The following is a 15,308-nucleotide window of genomic DNA, read 5'->3' on the forward strand; positions in this document are numbered from 1 at the left end:
GTGTCAGCGGCCGAGGGCGGCGCCGATCTGTGAGCGGGGGTCGGCGGCACCGGCCAGGACGCCGTCGGCCCGTACGTCGATGAGGTGCGCGTGCCCGAACCCGCCACCGTACGGCCGCTCGGCCACCGGATGGCCCAGGGCGGCCAGGCCGTCGGCCCACCGGGTGCCCGCCTCCACCTCGACCACCGTCTCGGCCGGGGTCTGCCAGGTGTCGAACCCGGTCTCGCCCCCGCTGAGCCGCCACCGGGGCGCGGCGATGGCCGCGCCGGGCGATTCGCCGTACCCGAGCAACCTGGTGATCACCTGGAGCAGGATCTGCGGCTGGGCGTCGCCGCCCATCGTGCCGACGACCGAGCGCAGCGAGCCGTCCGGACGGGTGATCAGCGCGGGCGCGAGCGTGTGCGGAGGGCGGCGGCCGGGGCCGTACTCGGCCGGATGTCCCGGTGTGAGGGAGAATCCGATGCCCCGGTTGTGGAGGTTGATCCCCGTACGCGGTTCGAAGAGCATGCTGCCGAACCCCGCGGCGTTCGACTGGATGAGCGAGACGCCCATGCCGTCGCCGTCCACCGCGCACAGGTACGTCGTGTCTCCATCGGCGGTACGGCTCGGCACCCGCATCCGCCCGGCCGGGTCGATCATCGCCCGCCGTCTGGCGATCTCCTCGTCGGTGACCAGCCCGTCGGCGTCCTCGTGCAGCAGGTCCAGCCGGTCGTACCCGGCCGCCCGCGCCGCCTCCGCCAGCAGGTGCGCCCACGCCGAGCGCTCGGTGGAGGCGGGCAGCCGCAACCCGTCGAGGATCCCGAGCGACAGCAGCAGCAGGTAGCCCTGCGTGTTGGCCGGTGTGGACCAGACATCGTGGCCGAACGCGCGCACCCGGAGCGGCTCCACCCAGTCGGCGGCGGGCCGCTCCAGGTCGTCCCGCGTGTACTCGCCCGCGCCGAGCTCCAGCAGCCCTTCCCCGAACTCGCCGAGGTAGAAGCCGTCGCGGCCCTTCCCCGCCACCGCCCGCAGCGCCCGCGCGACACCGGGCCGCCGCATGAGGTCGCCCGCCGCGCGCACGCCCTCGAAGTCGCTTCCGCCCGGCAGGGCCGCGACGGCCTGCGCGCCCGGCGCCAGCAGCGGAGAGACCGGGAACCCGTCCTCCGCCAGCCGGATCGCCGGGGCCAGCACCAGGTCGAGCGGCAGCCTGCCGTACCGGGCGTGCAGCGTCGCCCAGCCGTCCACGCAGCCGGGCACCGGCACCGAGCGGATGTCGTCGTGGTGCGGCATCCGGGTGTGCCCCTCGGCCCGCAGCCGGCCGGGATCGGCGCCGGACCCGGCCCGGCCGGAGGCGTTGAGCGCGCTCACCTCGCCGTCGTGGACGAGCGCGAACAGGTCGCCGCCGAGCCCGCACATGTGCGGCGCGGTGACCGTGAGCACGGCGTTGGTCGCTATCGCGGCATCGGCCGCGGACCCGCCCCGATCGAGCATCGCGATCCCCGCCCCCGTCGCAAGGTGGTCGACGCTGCAAACCATGCCGAAGCGGGCGAACCTTGTGTTCTGCACGCATAAAGGCTACCCGGACAAATACCGCCGATACCGAGAGAAACCCGATACCGGCAGCGGCCTGACGCCGGGAGGAGTTCCCGGGGGAACCTGCTACCGGGAGGGTCTCGGGTGGGGCCTGATGCCGGGAGGGCCCGAGAGCCCGCTCGCGCGGGGACTCCCTCAGGCTCGGTGGGTGACGACTCCCGCCGTGATCGTGGCCAGGCAGGGTGGCGCCGACAGCAGCGCGGAGTACGGATAGCGTCCCCTGGCGTCGTAGACGGCCAGGTCGGCGCGGGCCCCTCGGGCGAGCACGCCGATGCGGCCGGGTCCGAAGTCGAGCCCGAGCGCGCGCGCCCCTCCGACTGTGGCGGCTTCGACCAGCCTGCGGTCCAGCCCGCTCACCCGCAGTCCCCGGGCCTTGGCCTGGGCCCGGACGGCACGGGCGTGCCCCAGCAGGTCCTCGCCGGGCGGGTCGCTCTGGAACGGCGGCGGCCCCTTGTGCGAGGGCGCGGTGCCGAAGGCCAGCGGGTTGCCCTCGTCGATGAGCGCGAGCGTGTCGTCGGCGCCGCCGGGCGACGGGCAGACCGCGACGCTGCTGCGCCGCAGCCGCAGCAGCTTGCGCTCGCCGGGGTCGAGCTGCCCGCCTCCGGCCACGTGGCAGTGGGGGCCGAGCACCCCGGCCTCGTCCAGGGCGGCGGGGGAGTGGCGGCCGAGTTCGACGAGCATCCGCAGCCCGAACGTGCGCGCGAGCACCGCCACGTCCTCCAGGACGTGCGGGTCCGCGGTGCGCGGTGCCATCCCGATCGCGTGCGGGGCCTCGAACTCGCGGATGGCGGTGATGAGCGCGTCGCGTGCGCTGCACTCCCACACCTCCTCGGACGGCGCGGCCACCTCGACGTACGTCACCCGCGCGGCCGGTGGGTCGAGCAGGTCGCGGACGACGGCGGCCCGCGCGGTCACCCCGGGCGCGGGCGGCGCGGGCGCGGCGCAGGCGTCCACGAGCCCGGCGACGATCATCCCCGGCCAGCGGGTCTCCTCGGCGGCGGGATACATGCGGAGCACGCGGTCACGCGGGCCCACCTGGAGCACCCGGTCGGCGCGGATCGCGACGGCGCCGTCGCGGAGCGGATCTGCGCAGATGGGTAGCACCAGCGGGGCCGTGTGGACGAGGACGGGTCCTGGCGCGCGCTTGCCCAGGACCCGTGGAGCGCGCACCGCAGACGGCATGAAGCCTCCCGTCGGATCGTCTCTTTTGGGCATTAAACGGCAGCACGGGGCGGGGCGCAATCAGCTTCTGGGCCGATACCTGCCCGATAACCGGGCCAGCTTCAGGCCGAGATGGAGCGCGAGGCGTTCACCGCCGTCCTTGAGGTCGGTCGCGGCCAGTTCCTCGACGCGCTGGAGCCGGTAATACAGCGAGGTACGGTGCAGCCGCAGCCTCCGCGACGTGGCGACGGCGCTGCCCGCGAGGTCGAGGTAGGTCTCCAGGGTCTCCAGCAGCGGCAGGTGCTGCGGATCGGCCAGCAGCGCCTCCAGGCCGGGGTGGAACTCGTGGTCGGAAACCTGGCTGAGCAGGCGGTACACCCCGAGTCTGGCCCATTCGACGGTACGGCCGAGGCCGGGCACGCGGGCGGCGGTCTCGGCGGCGCGCAGCGCCTCGCCGTACGAGGAGGAGGTCTCGGCGAGGTCCTTGCGGGATTCGCCCACGCCGACGACCACGGGCACGGACAGCGCCGCGTGCACCTCCTCGGCGTGCGCGAGGACCGCCTCGCCCCTGACGCCCGAGACCAGCAGCACCCCATGGTCGTACCTGACCAGATGCAGCGCGTGGTGTGCGGTGAGCTTGCGGCGCAGGGCGAGCAGACCCTGCTCCAGTGCCAGGCGGGAAGCCTCGTTCGCCTGGCCGGCGACAGGCTTGGCCACCAGCGCGGTCACCGGCTGCCCCTGTGGGGCCGCGCCCGCCTCGACGAGCGTCCGGGCCGCGTCCGGCGCGCCGTCCAGGAGCCGGGTGACCGCCTCCAGTTCGCGGTGCGCGGCCAGCCGGGAGGCCACGCTCTCGTGGAACAGCGTGAGCGCGAGCTGCGGGACGAGCGCCGCCGCGACGGCCACGTCCTCGTCGGGCATCGGCGGGTTGTCGATGAACCACAGGAAGCCGAGCAGGGCGCCGCTGTGCCGTACCGGGACGCAGACCCGGGGCAGCAGGCCGAGCCCGGGCGCGCCCGGGGTGCGCAGCGGCGCGTCGGCGTCCGGGACGCCCGCGTCGGCGAGCCAGGCGCGGACCTCGGGCCCGGTCTGCCTGAGCAGGATGGAGTCGCGGCGGATGTCGTCCATCGCGCCGCTCTGTTCGCTGTAGGCGACGACTCGCTGTGTCCGGTCCTCCAGGACGAGGGGGCGGTTCACGCGGGCGGCGAGGTCGTCGACGGTTCGCTGGAGATCAGCCACGGGCCACCTGGGCATTTCTACATTTGATGGTCTAGATCGTACAAGTCTCTCTACGAGTGATTGATGATCTTCGTCAAGTTCGTCACTACCGTCCACTCTGTGAAAGTCCCCAACAAGCTGTTCAAAGGGCTGACGGCGGCGCTGCTCATCGTGCCCCTGGCTCTGACGGCCACCCCCGTGGCGGCCGAACCCGCGGATCCCGAGCACCCCTGGCGTGCCGACCATTGGCCGCAGACGCAGCCGTGGCAGCGCGACCAGCCGGCGGAGGCGCAGACCAAGCGCAGCACGTCGCACCCGGCGCTCAAGCCGATCGATCCCCAGAACTGGGAGAACCCGGACCACATGACGTGGGCCGACTACAAGAAGCCACCGAACACCAAGTGGAACGACCCTGCGGTGAAGGGCTCCGCCCGCACCTTCAAGGGCGCCCTGGTGCTGCTCGACTATCGGAACCAGCCGTTCGTGGTGACGCAGCCGAAGGGCTCGACGGTCTTCAAGAACCCGAGCGCCGAGGCCCACGACATCCCGCGCGAGCAGGTCGCAAAGTTCTACCAGGACTTCCTCAACACCCCGAACGCCCTCAACAAGGGGCACACCATCCACGAGTACTGGATGGAGGGCTCGGGCGGCCGTACCGGCGTGGAACTGACCGGCTTCGGCCCGTACCTGATGCCGGGCAAGGACCACGAGTACGCGCTGGAGTGGCAGAAGGACGCCTGTCCGCCCGGTGACACCTGCACCCGCGACCTGCGCGTCGACGGCAACGCCGCCTGGCGCACCGCAGTGGGCGACGAGGAGCTGAAGAAGTACGACTTCGTCTTCTACGTCAGCGCCGGGCAGGACGAGTCCTCCACCTGGCAGGAGTTCGGGCCGATGAAGTTCCCGAACAAGGAGGCCGTCACCGACGAGTTCGGGCCCGAGGACCCGAGCATGCCCAACTGGTCGAAGACGCGCTACGTCGACTGGACGTCCTGGCAGTCCGGCTCCACCTTCTGGCCCAACGCCGAGTTCGGCGTCGACTCGGTCCAGGCGGAGAGCTCCGGCATGTCGGTGTACGCCCACGAGCTCAGCCACATCCTGCGCGTGGCCGACAACTACAACAACCCTTACGCCAACCCGCCGCGCCGGGCCTACTCCGGTATCTGGGAGATGCTCAGCCGAGGCACCTTCAACGGGCCCGGCGGCCCGCACAGCCGCTGGCTCATCCCGCCGACCTCCGGCTCCTCGATGGGCGCCCAGCACATGCTGCGCAACAAGATCAAGCTGCAGATGGTCGACGAGCAGAACGTGCTGCGCCTGTCGCGCGACGCCCTCGCCCAGTCCGGCATGGTCACCGCCAGGGTCACCGCCCGCGTGGCGCAGCCGGGCCCGAGCGGGCTGAGCGGTGTCAACATCCAGTTCGGCACCGGTGACAAGAGCACCGGAAGCTGCCTGCCCGCCACGGACCCGCTGTGCGACGGCGGCGGCTACGACAATTACACCGTCGAGGTCGTCGACCGGATGGGCACCGACTCCTTCACCCCCGACTCCGGTGTGCTGCTGGCGAAGACCAAGGACGCCGACCGGGCACCGTACACGTGGGTGGTGGACGCCAACCCGCAGGACATCGGCATGACCGACTACGTCCTGCCCGACGGCACCAAGGTCCCGATCACCATCGGCGACTACCGCCAGCTGGCCGACGCGCTCTTCCATGCCGGCACGGACTCCGGCAGCGAGTACGAGTACGTCGACCAGGCCAACCGCCTGCACTTCTACGTCACCGACGTCGAGCGCGACAACGTGGGCGTCCTGGCCTACACCGTGGCGATCCGCTCCCTGGACGGCGCCGGCCCGCAGCAGCGCGGCGTCACGCTCGGCGAAGGCACCGCCAAGCCCGACGACGGCATCAGCACCTGCACCTTCCCGCTGCGCAACACCGGCACCGCCGCCCCGGCGGCCGGTCAGCACCCGGAGGACGTCAGCGCCTACCTCGGCAGTGACGTCTACCGGCTCAAGGCCGAGGTCTCGGGCAGGGGCTGGAGCGTGCGGCTGCCCACCGCCCTGGCCTCCGTCGACTTCGCCGCGGGCACCGGCGTGAAGGTCAACGCGATCCCGGGAGAGGGCATGATCGCCCTCACGGCCACGGTCAAGCTCACCGCCACCTCGGAGAGCGACCCGACCAAGACGGCCACCGCCACCTGCCGTGTGAACAACATGTGATCGAGGCGGCCGAGGGCAGATCGAGCCCTCGGCCGTCCCTCTTCGAGAAGGGCCGCCGGAAGCGCCCAGTCGGCCGGACACGGCCCCGGACGCCGGAAGCGGGCAAAGGGGTCGATGCGGAGCCGCGGCGCCTCACACGGGCTTCGAGGAGCCCGGACGGGCCGGTGCTCGCGCTCAGGACAACGGAGTCCTGAGCAACGCACCCGCCGTCCGCCGGGCCTCGCCGATGCTCTCCTCGAACAGCTCACGCACCCGCGCCGCCTGCTCGGCCAGTTCCCTGATGTGCCCGCGCGCCAGATCGTCGCGTACGGTCTCCGCCAGCAGCCGCTGATAATCGGGCGTGCGCGCGGCCAGCGCCTCCAGCCGCAGATGGGTCTGGAAGACCTCGTCGGCCTTGGCCACCTGCTTCGCGTAGTCCTCCAGCCGCCGCACCCGGCGGGCCAGCGAGGTCCAGGCCGCGTCGAGCGCGGTGCTGTACGGCTTGAACGCCTCCTCCAGCCCGGACGGCAGCTCCTCCGGCACGATCCGGCCGTGCTCGGCGTGCATCGCCGACAGGCGCGACAGCCGCTGGGCGATCTGCCAGACCTCCTCGGGCAGCGTCACCCGGTTGTCGATGGTGTCGAGCAGCCCCGCACGGTTCACCTGCGAGGTCAGGACCCTGTCCACGGCGGCCTGGGCCCGCGCCAGCAGTCGGCGGCACGGGTGGTCGAGGTCGCCGGGCAGCACGAAGGCGGCGCTGTGGGCGCGTACGGTCTCCAGACGGCGCCGTTCGTACCGGGTGCCGCTCCTGACGGCCAGCAACAGCAGTGAGACCAGGCTCGTGAACACCCCGGCCGCGATCAGCCCGGAGACGCCGAGCAGCACCCACATGAGCACCAGGAACGCCGGGACCAGCACATACGCGCTCACCCCGGCAGACCGCTCGGGGTGGCCGCCGCGTCTGGCCTGTTCGAGCAGGTGCGGGGCGCCGTGCAGCACCACCGAGACCTCGGCGGGCAACGACGGGTCGATCACGGGCCGTGGAGGGGCATGGCGCGGATCCATAGGTCAATGGTGCGTGATAAACGGAGATTTCGCTCAGAGGTAGGGTCAATGAGATGAGCAACTGGATTGATCTACAGGGTGCCGTCAACATGCGCGATCTGGGCGGTCTGCCCACCGTGGACGGCGGGACCGTCAAAGCGGGCAGAGTCTTCCGATCGGACAATCTGCAGGGGCTCACCGAGGACGACGTCGCGAGGCTCGTCACCGACCTGAAGCTGCGCCACGTCGTCGACCTGCGCTCCGACGTCGAGGTGGCGCTGGAGGGACCGGCTCCGCTGACCCGGCTGCCCGAGGTGGTCCACCACCGGATGAGCTTCCACGTCGAGCCGGGCAGGAACACCGACGTCGAGGCCGACACGATCGACATCGACAAGGTGCTGCCGTGGCAGGACCGCGAGCTCGACGAGGAGTTGCGGGTCAACGGCATCTACTTCGGCTACCTGCGCGAGCGGCCGGACTCCGTCGTCGGCGCGCTGCGCGCCCTGGCACTGGACGAGGGTGCGGCCGTCTTCCACTGCGCCGCGGGCAAGGACCGCACCGGCGTGCTCGCCGCCCTCGCCCTGGAGGTCGCGGGCGTCACCAGGGAGGCGATCGTCGCCGACTACACCGCCACCGGCGATCGTCTCGACCTGGTGCTGGCCCGGCTGCGGGCCAGCGACACCTACCGCGACGACCTGGACTCGCGCCCGGCCACCGACCACATGCCACGCGCCGAGTACATCGAGACGTTCCTCGGCGTGCTCGACGAGCGCTTCGGCGGGCCGCTCGGCTGGCTCGGCGGCCACGGGTGGACGGAGGCGGACGCGGCGGCCCTGCGCGCCCGCCTGCGCGACTGAACCCGCGCGACCGAACCGGCCGGCCGCCCCTGCGCGCCCGCCTGCGTGAGTGAGCCGGTCAGCGCAGGTGTGTGACGGTGCCCTGCTCGGCCGACAGCAGCGCCGCCTCCAGGACCCGCGTGGTCTCGACCGCGTCGGCCGGATCGACGGGCGGCGGGGCGCCCTCGCGCAGCGACCGCTCGACGCCCCGGTAGAAGTCGAGGTAGGCGCCCGGCTCCGTGCGGACCCGGCCGGCGGCCTCGTCGGTGCCGAGCAGGCCCCACCGGTCCTCGGCCTCCTCGCCGAAGCCGGGCGTGCCCGGTGCGACGCCCGCGCGCAGCAGGTCCTCCTGGACGTCCAGACCCTCCTTGACGTACGCGCCGGCCGAGCCGAGCACCCGCAGGCGCGGGCCGAGGCGGCCGGTGACCGCGCTCATCCACAGGTGCGAGCGCACCCCTCCGGCGTGGGCGAGGGCGAGGAAGGTGTCGTCGTCCGAGGCGACGCCGGGACGGCGGGAGTCGATCTCGGCGTACACGGTGCGGGCCGGGCCGAACAGCCGCAGCGCCTGGTCGACCAGGTGGCTGCCGAGGTCGTAGAGCAGACCGCCGACGTCCTCCGCGCCACCGGACTCGCGCCAGCCGCCCTTCGGCTCCGGCCGCCAGCGCTCGAAGCGCGACTCGAACCTGGCCACCTCGCCGAGCGCGCCCTTCGCGAGCAGGTGGCGCAGCGTCAGGAAGTCGCCGTCCCAGCGGCGGTTCTGGAAGACCGTCAGCATCAGCCCGCGCTCCTCGGCCAGCGCCACGAGGCGCCTGGCCTCCACGGACGTGGCCGACAGCGGCTTGTCGACGACGACCGGCAGCCCGGCGCTCAGCGCCGCCTCGGCGATCGGCACGTGGGTGCGGTTGGGCGAGGCGACGACGACCAGGTCGCAGCGGCCGAACAGGTCCTCCGCGCGGGGCAGGGCGGGCACGTCGTACCGGGATCCGGCCTCCTCGGCCCGCCCGGGGTCGCGCGTGACCACGGCGGCAAGGCGCAGGCCGGGGGTGTCGTGGATCAGCGGCGCGTGGAAGAACCGCCCTGCGGGGCCGTAGCCGACGAGGCCCACCCGGATGTCGTCCATGGCGCCAACGGTACTCGCGGGCCGCTCACACCTCGTCGTCGCGCTCGGCGAGGAACCGCTCGAACTGCGCGGCCAGCTCCTCGCCGGTGGGCATCGACGACGGCTCGGCCAGCAGGCTCTCGCGGTCGGACCCGGCCGCGAAGGCGTCGTACTGCTGCTCCATCCCGGCGATGGCCGTGGACAACTCGGTCGAGGCGCGGATCTGCTCCTCGATGTCGGCCGTGGTGCGTTCGGCGGCCGTGCGCAGCTCGTCCAGGGGGAAGACCAGCCCGGTGCCCCGGGAGACGGCCTCCAGCCCCGTGACGGCCGCGTGGGGGTACTCGGCCTGCGACAGGTAGTGGGGCACGTGTACGGCGTAGCCGACCACGTCGTGCCCGCGCGCGCCGAGCCGCAGCTCCAGCAGGGCCGCCGCGCTGCCGGGCACGTGGACCCGGCCGAAGCTGCTCGTCTGCTCCTCGACCAGCTCGGGCTTGGAGGCGTGCATGGTGATGCCGAGCGGCCGGGTGTGCGGGACCCCCATCGGGATGCCGTGGAGGGTGGCCAGCCTGCTCACCTCGAACCGCTCGGTCAGCGTGGTGACGGCCTTGACGAACAGTTCCCACTCACGGTCGGGTTCCGGGCCGTTCAGCACCAGGTACGGGGTGCCCGCGGCGTCCGTGGCGGAGTACAGGGCCAGCTCGGGGCTCTCGTACCCGACCCAGCGGTCGGTGTCGAAGACCATGGTCGGCCTGCGGGAGCGGTAGTCGAGCAGCCGGTCCACGTCGAACGTGGCCACGACCCGGTGCTCGCTCCCGGCCAGTAGGTGCCCGAGCGCGAGGCGTCCGGCGTTGCCCGCGTCGACGAACCCGTCGAAGTGGTACAAAAGCACCGGATCGGTCAGCTCGGGGAGGTCGGCGGCGAGCTCGTAGAGGTCCGTCGGGTCGAACACGTTTGGACAGCCTTTCCCTAGGTACTCTCTTCAGCAACCTGCCGGGCGCCGAGCTGATTCCGCGTGACGCCCTGTCGTGCAGAATAGGCCGCCTGGGACGAGCACAGGGGTGATCTCGGACTGGAAGGATGTTCGATCACGACATCCCTCCGGACCAGGGGATTGATTCATATAGCCCCTGAGGGCAGAAGAATCGCTATAAATACGATATGGTCACGCCATAAGAACGTTGCGATCATGTCTGTATGGCGAGAATTCCTGCGCAAGCCACCCCCCTCCGCATCCCCGCCCTGCAGTGCCCATTCGCGAGCGACGTGAATCCACATGTGGACGCCGCCAGCGAGGACAGCTTCGCCTGGCTCTTGGAGTCAGGAATGCTGCGAGAGCCGGATATGCTGGAACGTTACAAGAGCGCACGTTTCGGTTGGCTCACCGCGAGAGCCTACCCACTGGCCGATCGGGACATGCTGAAACTCCTGATGGATTGGTGCATCTGGCTGTTCGCCTACGACGACGGCTTCTGCGAATCCGAGGATCTCAGCCGCCACACCGCCCAGATCGCCAGAGCCCTGCCGGAGATGTTCCGCGTCCTGCACGACATCGACTCCGACGAGCCCGTCACCAACGTCTTCGCCAAGTCCCTCCAGGAACTCAGGGCACGCATCGCAGAGCACGCCGAGCGAGACCAACTCGACCGTTGGAGCACCGCAACGAAGGAGTACATCTTCGCTCAGGTCTGGGAAGCAGCCAACCGCGAGACCGACGTGGTCCCCTCCCCGGAGGACTACGTGTTCATGCGCCGCCGTACCGGCGCCATGTACCCGGTCTACGCCCTCATCGACATCGCGAGCGGGCAGCGGCTCACCCCTGACGAGTGGCATCACCCCGACGTCAGGGCGCTCACCGAGCACGCCAACGACCTCGTCGTGTGGGACAACGACCTGTTCTCCTATGCGAAGGAGCGCAAGCACGACATGGCCCGGCACAATCTCGTCAACGTGCTCGTCACCCATCGCGGCTGTTCGCTGCAGGAGGCACTCAACGAGGTGGCGGTCATGCACGACCAGGCCGTGGCGCAGATGGTCAAACTGCGGAGCTCTGTCGACTCCTGGGGCACGCAAGCCGTGCGGGCCTATGTGCAGGGCCTCGAACACTGGGTACGTGGCCACATCGAGTACTCGTTGGGCAGCGCCAGATACATGCGCGCGTGGCCTTCGGGCACGCAGTGGCCGCAGACCGGCTGACCGTCAGGACGAGGCGTCCACCTCGCCCAGCGCGATGGCGGCCGCCTCGTCGAGGTCAAGGCGGGCCCCCTGCTCGAACGCCGCCTTGTAGCCGTCCTCGCCCAGCGTCTTCTGGCACTCCTTGACCAGGCTGTCGTGATCGGCGGTGAGCCAGGGGGCGCCCAGCATCGGCAGCCCGGCCGTCTTCCAGTTCTGCTGGAGTGCGCCGAGAAGCTGGGCGGCCAGTGACGGTCCGTTGAGCAACTGGTGAATCCGCGCCGTCGTCTCCAGCGCGATCAGGGTGCCCAGAGTGTCGTGGAAATGTCGCTTGATGCGCAGCCCCTCCAGCGCATCGCCGAGCGCCTCCTGAGGTCTGCCGTTGGCCAGCCGCGTCAAGGCCAGCGCCCAGTAGGCATAGGAACTCACGAACAGTTCGCCGCGCTCCCTGCACACCTGCAGGCAGTCGACCAGCAGAGATTCCGCCTCGAACAGCTCGCCCTGCGAAGTGAGCACGATGGACAACTCCACGATGGCGGGCAGCAGGCCCGGGTTCAGTTCCTTGCTGTCGGTGTTGAACTCGATCGCCACCCCCAGCAGCGCACTGGCCTTCTGCAGGTCGCCCTGCAGCAGCGCGGCCGTGCCCTGCATCTTCGAGGCCAGGATCACCGCCTTGGAGTCGCCGACCCGCACCGCCTCCGTGCTGCACTGCTCGGCCGCCGACAGCGCGCCCGTGCTGTCGCCCTGGGCGCTGCGCACGTACGACAGCACCCACAGCGCCTTGCAGCGTTCCTTGCTCGGCGTCGGGTTGGCCGCCAGCGCGCGTTCGAGGTAGAGCCGGCCCTCGCGGGTGAACCCGCAGCAGATCCACATGAACCACAGCGACGACAGCAGCCGCAGCGCCAGCATGGTCTCACCCGGCGAGTTGAGCGCGTGCTCCAGCGCCACCCGCACGTTGTCGTGCTCCTGGCGCATGCGCACGAACCAGTAGATCTGGCGTGGCCCGGACCAGGCGTCCTCACTGCGCTGGGCGAGGCTCAGGTAGTACTGCAGATGGCGGTTGCGCATGCGCTCGGACTCGCCGAGCTTGCTCAGCCACTCCTCGCCGTACTCGGCGAGCGTGTCGATCAGCTTGTAACGCACCCCGGCGTGGTTGGACCTGATCAGCAGGATCGACTTCTCGACCAGCCCCATCACCAGGTCGGTGATGTCCGCCTCCGGCAGCCGCTCGTCGGCGCAGACGAACTTGGCCGCCTCCAGCTCGAAGTCGCCCGCGAAGACCGACATGCGCGCCCACAGCAGGCGCTCGGCGGGCTCGCACAGCTCGTGGCTCCACCCGATCGCCGCCCGCAGGGTCTGGTGGCGCGGCAGCGCCGTACGGCTCGCCCCGGCCAGCAGGCTGAAGCGGTCGGCCAGCAGCCCGAGGATCTGGTCGACCGACAGCGCCCGCGCCCGCACCGCCGCCAGCTCGATCGCCAGCGGGATGCCGTCGAGGCGGCGGCACAGCTCGGCCACCGACCCGATGTTGTCCTCGTCGAGCAGGAAGTCGGGCACCACGGACCCGGCGCGGGCGGCGAACAACTGCACGGACTCGTTGGTGAACAGGTTCTCGCCCTGGTCGTCGCCCGGCACCTGCAGCGGCGGCACCGGGACCACCCGCTCGTACGGCAGGTTGAGCGACTGCCTGCTGGTGGCCAGCACGCGCAGGCTCGGGTTGGCCTCCAGCAGTTCCTCGACCAGTTCGGCGCAGCCCTGCACCAGGTGCTCGCAGGTGTCGATGATGAGCAGCATGTCGCGGCCCTCGACCCACTCGGCCAGCGTCTCGGAGGCCGCGCGGGAGGACTGGTCGGCGATGCCGAGCGCGGCCGCGATGGTGTGCTTGACCAGCCCGGCGTCCTGCAGCCGGGCCAGGTCGGCGAACCAGACGCCGTCCTTGTACTGCGACCGCACCTGGTGGGCCAGCCGCAGCACGGTGCGCGACTTGCCGACACCGCCGATGCCCGTGACAGTGACCAGGCGGGACTCGCCCAGGTGGCGCTTGAGATTGGCGAGCAGGCGGGTACGGCCGACGAAACTGGTCAGCTCCGCAGGTAGGTTGCCTTCTCGGCGCCAGCCTGAGGGGGTGGGCATGGGGCAGCCTCACGGGGGTTGGGGCGACTCCTGACTAACGCATCGTACCCCCGGTGATCCCAGGTGTCCCTTACGCGGGAGATCGCCGGGTGCGGGTTTGTTCATCTCGGTAGCATGTAGCCCGTGAGTGAATATCTCCCTGAGGAGCCCGCCGACACCTGGGGCGACGAGACGGCCATCTCCGAGGACTTCTACCTCGACAACCGCCCGCCCCACTGGGACTGAGCCTGCCTCGGGGCCCTCCGGCGGGCGCCGGAGGGCCCTCACCGGTCAGGACACGACGTCCTTGCGCCGGAAGCGCCGGAAGGCCAGCGCCAGCAGCAGCGCCGCGTACGTCACCGAGATCGACGCGCCCTTCGCCATCCCGCCCCAGTCGATGACCGGCGCGATGGCGTCCATCCAGGCGGTGTTCCAGAACGTCGGCAGGAACTCGCGCAGCGTCCCCAGCGCCTCGACCGCCTGCAGGATCGTGGAGACGATCCACAGCCCGACCGCCCCGCCGACCGCGCCGAGCGGCGAGTCGGTGGCCGTGGAGATCAGGAAGGCGAGCGCCGCCACGACGAGCTGGCTGGCCAGCGCGTAGCCGATGACGATGCCGAAGCGCGGCAGCACGTCGAGCGCCGCGATCGTCTCGCCGGTGCCCGGCACGGTGATGTCGGCCCAGCCGAAGGCGACCGTACCGGCGAGCAGGGCCATCAGCGGCACCGCGATCACCGCCGTGGCCGAGAAGCCGAGCGCGACGACGAGCTTCTGCCGCAGCAGCCGGTCGCGCGGCACCGGCGCGGCCAGCAGGTAGCGCAGCGACGACCAGTTGGCCTCGCTGGCCACGGTGTCGCCGCAGAACAGCGCCACCGCCACCACCAGCAGGAAGTTCGCCGACACCGACAGGGTGAAGGCGGCGAAGTTGAGCCCGCTGGCGGTCGCCAGGTCGGAGATGCGGATCCCCGGCGTGCTGCCGGTGGGCTGCTGCGGGCCGAACTGGAAGGCGATCACGAGGATCCACGGCAGCGCCAGCAGCAGGCCGAACATCACCATCGTGCGGCGGCGCTTGAGCTGCCGGACGATCTCGACCCGCAGCGGCAGCGTCCGGCCGGGGCGATACCCCTGTGCGACGCTCACGACTTCTCCCCGATCAGGTCGAAGAACACGTCCTCAAGACGCGGCCCGCGCCCGTTGGAGCTGGCCAGCAGCTGGGCGACGGGGCCCGAGGCGACCAGCCGGCCGCGGTGCATGACGACCACATGGGTGCAGGTCTGCTCGACCTCCGCGAGGAGGTGGCTGGAGACGATCACCGTGCGGCCGTCCCGGGCGTAGCGCTTGAGCACCTCGCGCATCTCCTTGATCTGGGGCGGGTCGAGCCCGTTGGTGGGCTCGTCCAGCACGAGCAGGTCGGGCAGGCCGAGCATCGCCTGCGCGATGGCCAAGCGCTGCCGCATGCCCTGTGAGTACGTGCGCACGGCCCGGCTGAGCGCGTCGCCCAGCCCGGCGATCTCCAGCGCCTCCGCGAAGTGCGCCCGCTCCCTGGGACGGCCGGTGGCCGCCCAGTACAGCTCCAGGTTCTCCCGGCCGGACAGGTGCGGCAGGAAGCCGGGCCCCTCGACGAACGAGCCGAGCCGCGACAGCACCGGGGCGCCGGGCAGGACCTGCTCGCCGAAGATGCGGATCTCGCCGCCGTCGGGGTGGATCAGCCCCATCGTCATGCGCAGGGTGGTCGTCTTGCCGGCGCCGTTGGGCCCGAGCAGGCCGAGCACCTGGCCGCTCTCGACGCGGAACGACAGGTCGTCGACCGCCCGGAAGCCGTTGCGGTAGGCCTTGGTGAGCCCGCTGATCTCCAGTGGCACGCCGGAGTCGCCGCCGGTGGCGGCGGCGGGGGGGGGCCG

12 protein-coding genes are annotated in these 15,308 nt (G+C 71.3%); 3 read left to right on the plus strand and 9 right to left on the minus strand.

Annotated features, from left to right (window positions below; all coding sequences use genetic code 11):
• Window positions 1-3: 3 nt before the first annotated feature.
• The 3 genes from ABD120_RS01120 to ABD120_RS01130 form a co-directional block, all read right to left on the minus strand.
• Window positions 4-1,545 carry a gamma-glutamyltransferase family protein gene (locus tag ABD120_RS01120; RefSeq protein WP_343947731.1) on the minus strand — a complete coding sequence of 514 codons (1,542 nt, stop codon included), beginning with the start codon at window positions 1,543-1,545 and terminating at the stop codon, window positions 4-6.
• A 162-nt stretch (window positions 1,546-1,707) separates the two neighbouring features.
• Window positions 1,708-2,754, minus strand: a complete 1,047-nt coding sequence (locus tag ABD120_RS01125) for an amidohydrolase family protein (protein ID WP_343947733.1) — start codon at window positions 2,752-2,754, stop codon at window positions 1,708-1,710.
• Window positions 2,755-2,814: 60 nt separating this feature from the next.
• Window positions 2,815-3,969, minus strand: coding sequence for a PucR family transcriptional regulator (locus ABD120_RS01130; RefSeq protein ID WP_343947734.1), 1,155 nt, complete (start codon window positions 3,967-3,969; stop codon window positions 2,815-2,817).
• Between the two features lie 99 nt (window positions 3,970-4,068).
• Between ABD120_RS01130 and ABD120_RS01135 the strand changes: the two genes are divergently transcribed.
• The gene (locus tag ABD120_RS01135; protein WP_343947735.1) at window positions 4,069-6,171 is read left to right on the plus strand and encodes a metallopeptidase domain-containing protein; all 2,103 of its coding nucleotides are present in this window, start codon (window positions 4,069-4,071) and stop codon (window positions 6,169-6,171) included.
• Between the two features lie 174 nt (window positions 6,172-6,345).
• On the opposite strand, the gene ABD120_RS01140 is transcribed toward ABD120_RS01135, so the two are convergent.
• Window positions 6,346-7,215 carry a hypothetical protein gene (locus ABD120_RS01140; protein WP_343947736.1) on the minus strand — a complete coding sequence of 290 codons (870 nt, stop codon included), beginning with the start codon at window positions 7,213-7,215 and terminating at the stop codon, window positions 6,346-6,348.
• A 53-nt stretch (window positions 7,216-7,268) separates the two neighbouring features.
• On the opposite strand from ABD120_RS01140, the gene ABD120_RS01145 reads away from it, so the two are divergent.
• Window positions 7,269-8,051 carry a tyrosine-protein phosphatase gene (locus ABD120_RS01145; protein WP_343947737.1) on the plus strand — a complete coding sequence of 261 codons (783 nt, stop codon included), beginning with the start codon at window positions 7,269-7,271 and terminating at the stop codon, window positions 8,049-8,051.
• 58 nt (window positions 8,052-8,109) lie between these two features.
• On the opposite strand, the gene ABD120_RS01150 is transcribed toward ABD120_RS01145, so the two are convergent.
• Together ABD120_RS01150 and ABD120_RS01155 are read right to left on the minus strand one after the other, a co-directional pair.
• Window positions 8,110-9,150 carry a Gfo/Idh/MocA family protein gene (locus ABD120_RS01150; RefSeq protein ID WP_343947738.1) on the minus strand — a complete coding sequence of 347 codons (1,041 nt, stop codon included), beginning with the start codon at window positions 9,148-9,150 and terminating at the stop codon, window positions 8,110-8,112.
• Window positions 9,151-9,175: 25 nt separating this feature from the next.
• Window positions 9,176-10,078 carry a proteasome assembly chaperone family protein gene (locus ABD120_RS01155; RefSeq protein WP_343947739.1) on the minus strand — a complete coding sequence of 301 codons (903 nt, stop codon included), beginning with the start codon at window positions 10,076-10,078 and terminating at the stop codon, window positions 9,176-9,178.
• A 464-nt stretch (window positions 10,079-10,542) separates the two neighbouring features.
• On the opposite strand from ABD120_RS01155, the gene ABD120_RS01160 reads away from it, so the two are divergent.
• Window positions 10,543-11,322: a terpene synthase family protein gene (locus ABD120_RS01160; RefSeq protein WP_343947740.1), complete on the plus strand. Its 780-nt coding sequence runs from the start codon at window positions 10,543-10,545 to the stop codon at window positions 11,320-11,322.
• Between the two features lie 3 nt (window positions 11,323-11,325).
• Here the strand turns inward: ABD120_RS01160 and ABD120_RS01165 are convergent, their stop codons facing one another.
• The 3 genes from ABD120_RS01165 to ABD120_RS01175 form a co-directional block, all read right to left on the minus strand.
• Complete coding sequence (locus ABD120_RS01165; protein WP_343947741.1) at window positions 11,326-13,428, minus strand: ATP-binding protein; 2,103 nt, start codon at window positions 13,426-13,428, stop codon at window positions 11,326-11,328.
• A 270-nt stretch (window positions 13,429-13,698) separates the two neighbouring features.
• Window positions 13,699-14,547 (minus strand): ABC transporter permease, encoded by an 849-nt coding sequence (locus tag ABD120_RS01170; protein ID WP_343947742.1) that lies wholly within the window; start codon window positions 14,545-14,547, stop codon window positions 13,699-13,701.
• Window positions 14,544-15,308 (minus strand): ABC transporter ATP-binding protein (locus ABD120_RS01175; protein ID WP_343947743.1); only part of this gene is annotated, 765 nt, incomplete at its 5' end. The genes ABD120_RS01175 and ABD120_RS01170, both read right to left, overlap by 4 nt.

It is taken from the genome of Nonomuraea longicatena, assembly GCF_039525605.1.
Taxonomy (GTDB): Bacteria; Actinomycetota; Actinomycetes; order Streptosporangiales; family Streptosporangiaceae; genus Nonomuraea; species Nonomuraea longicatena.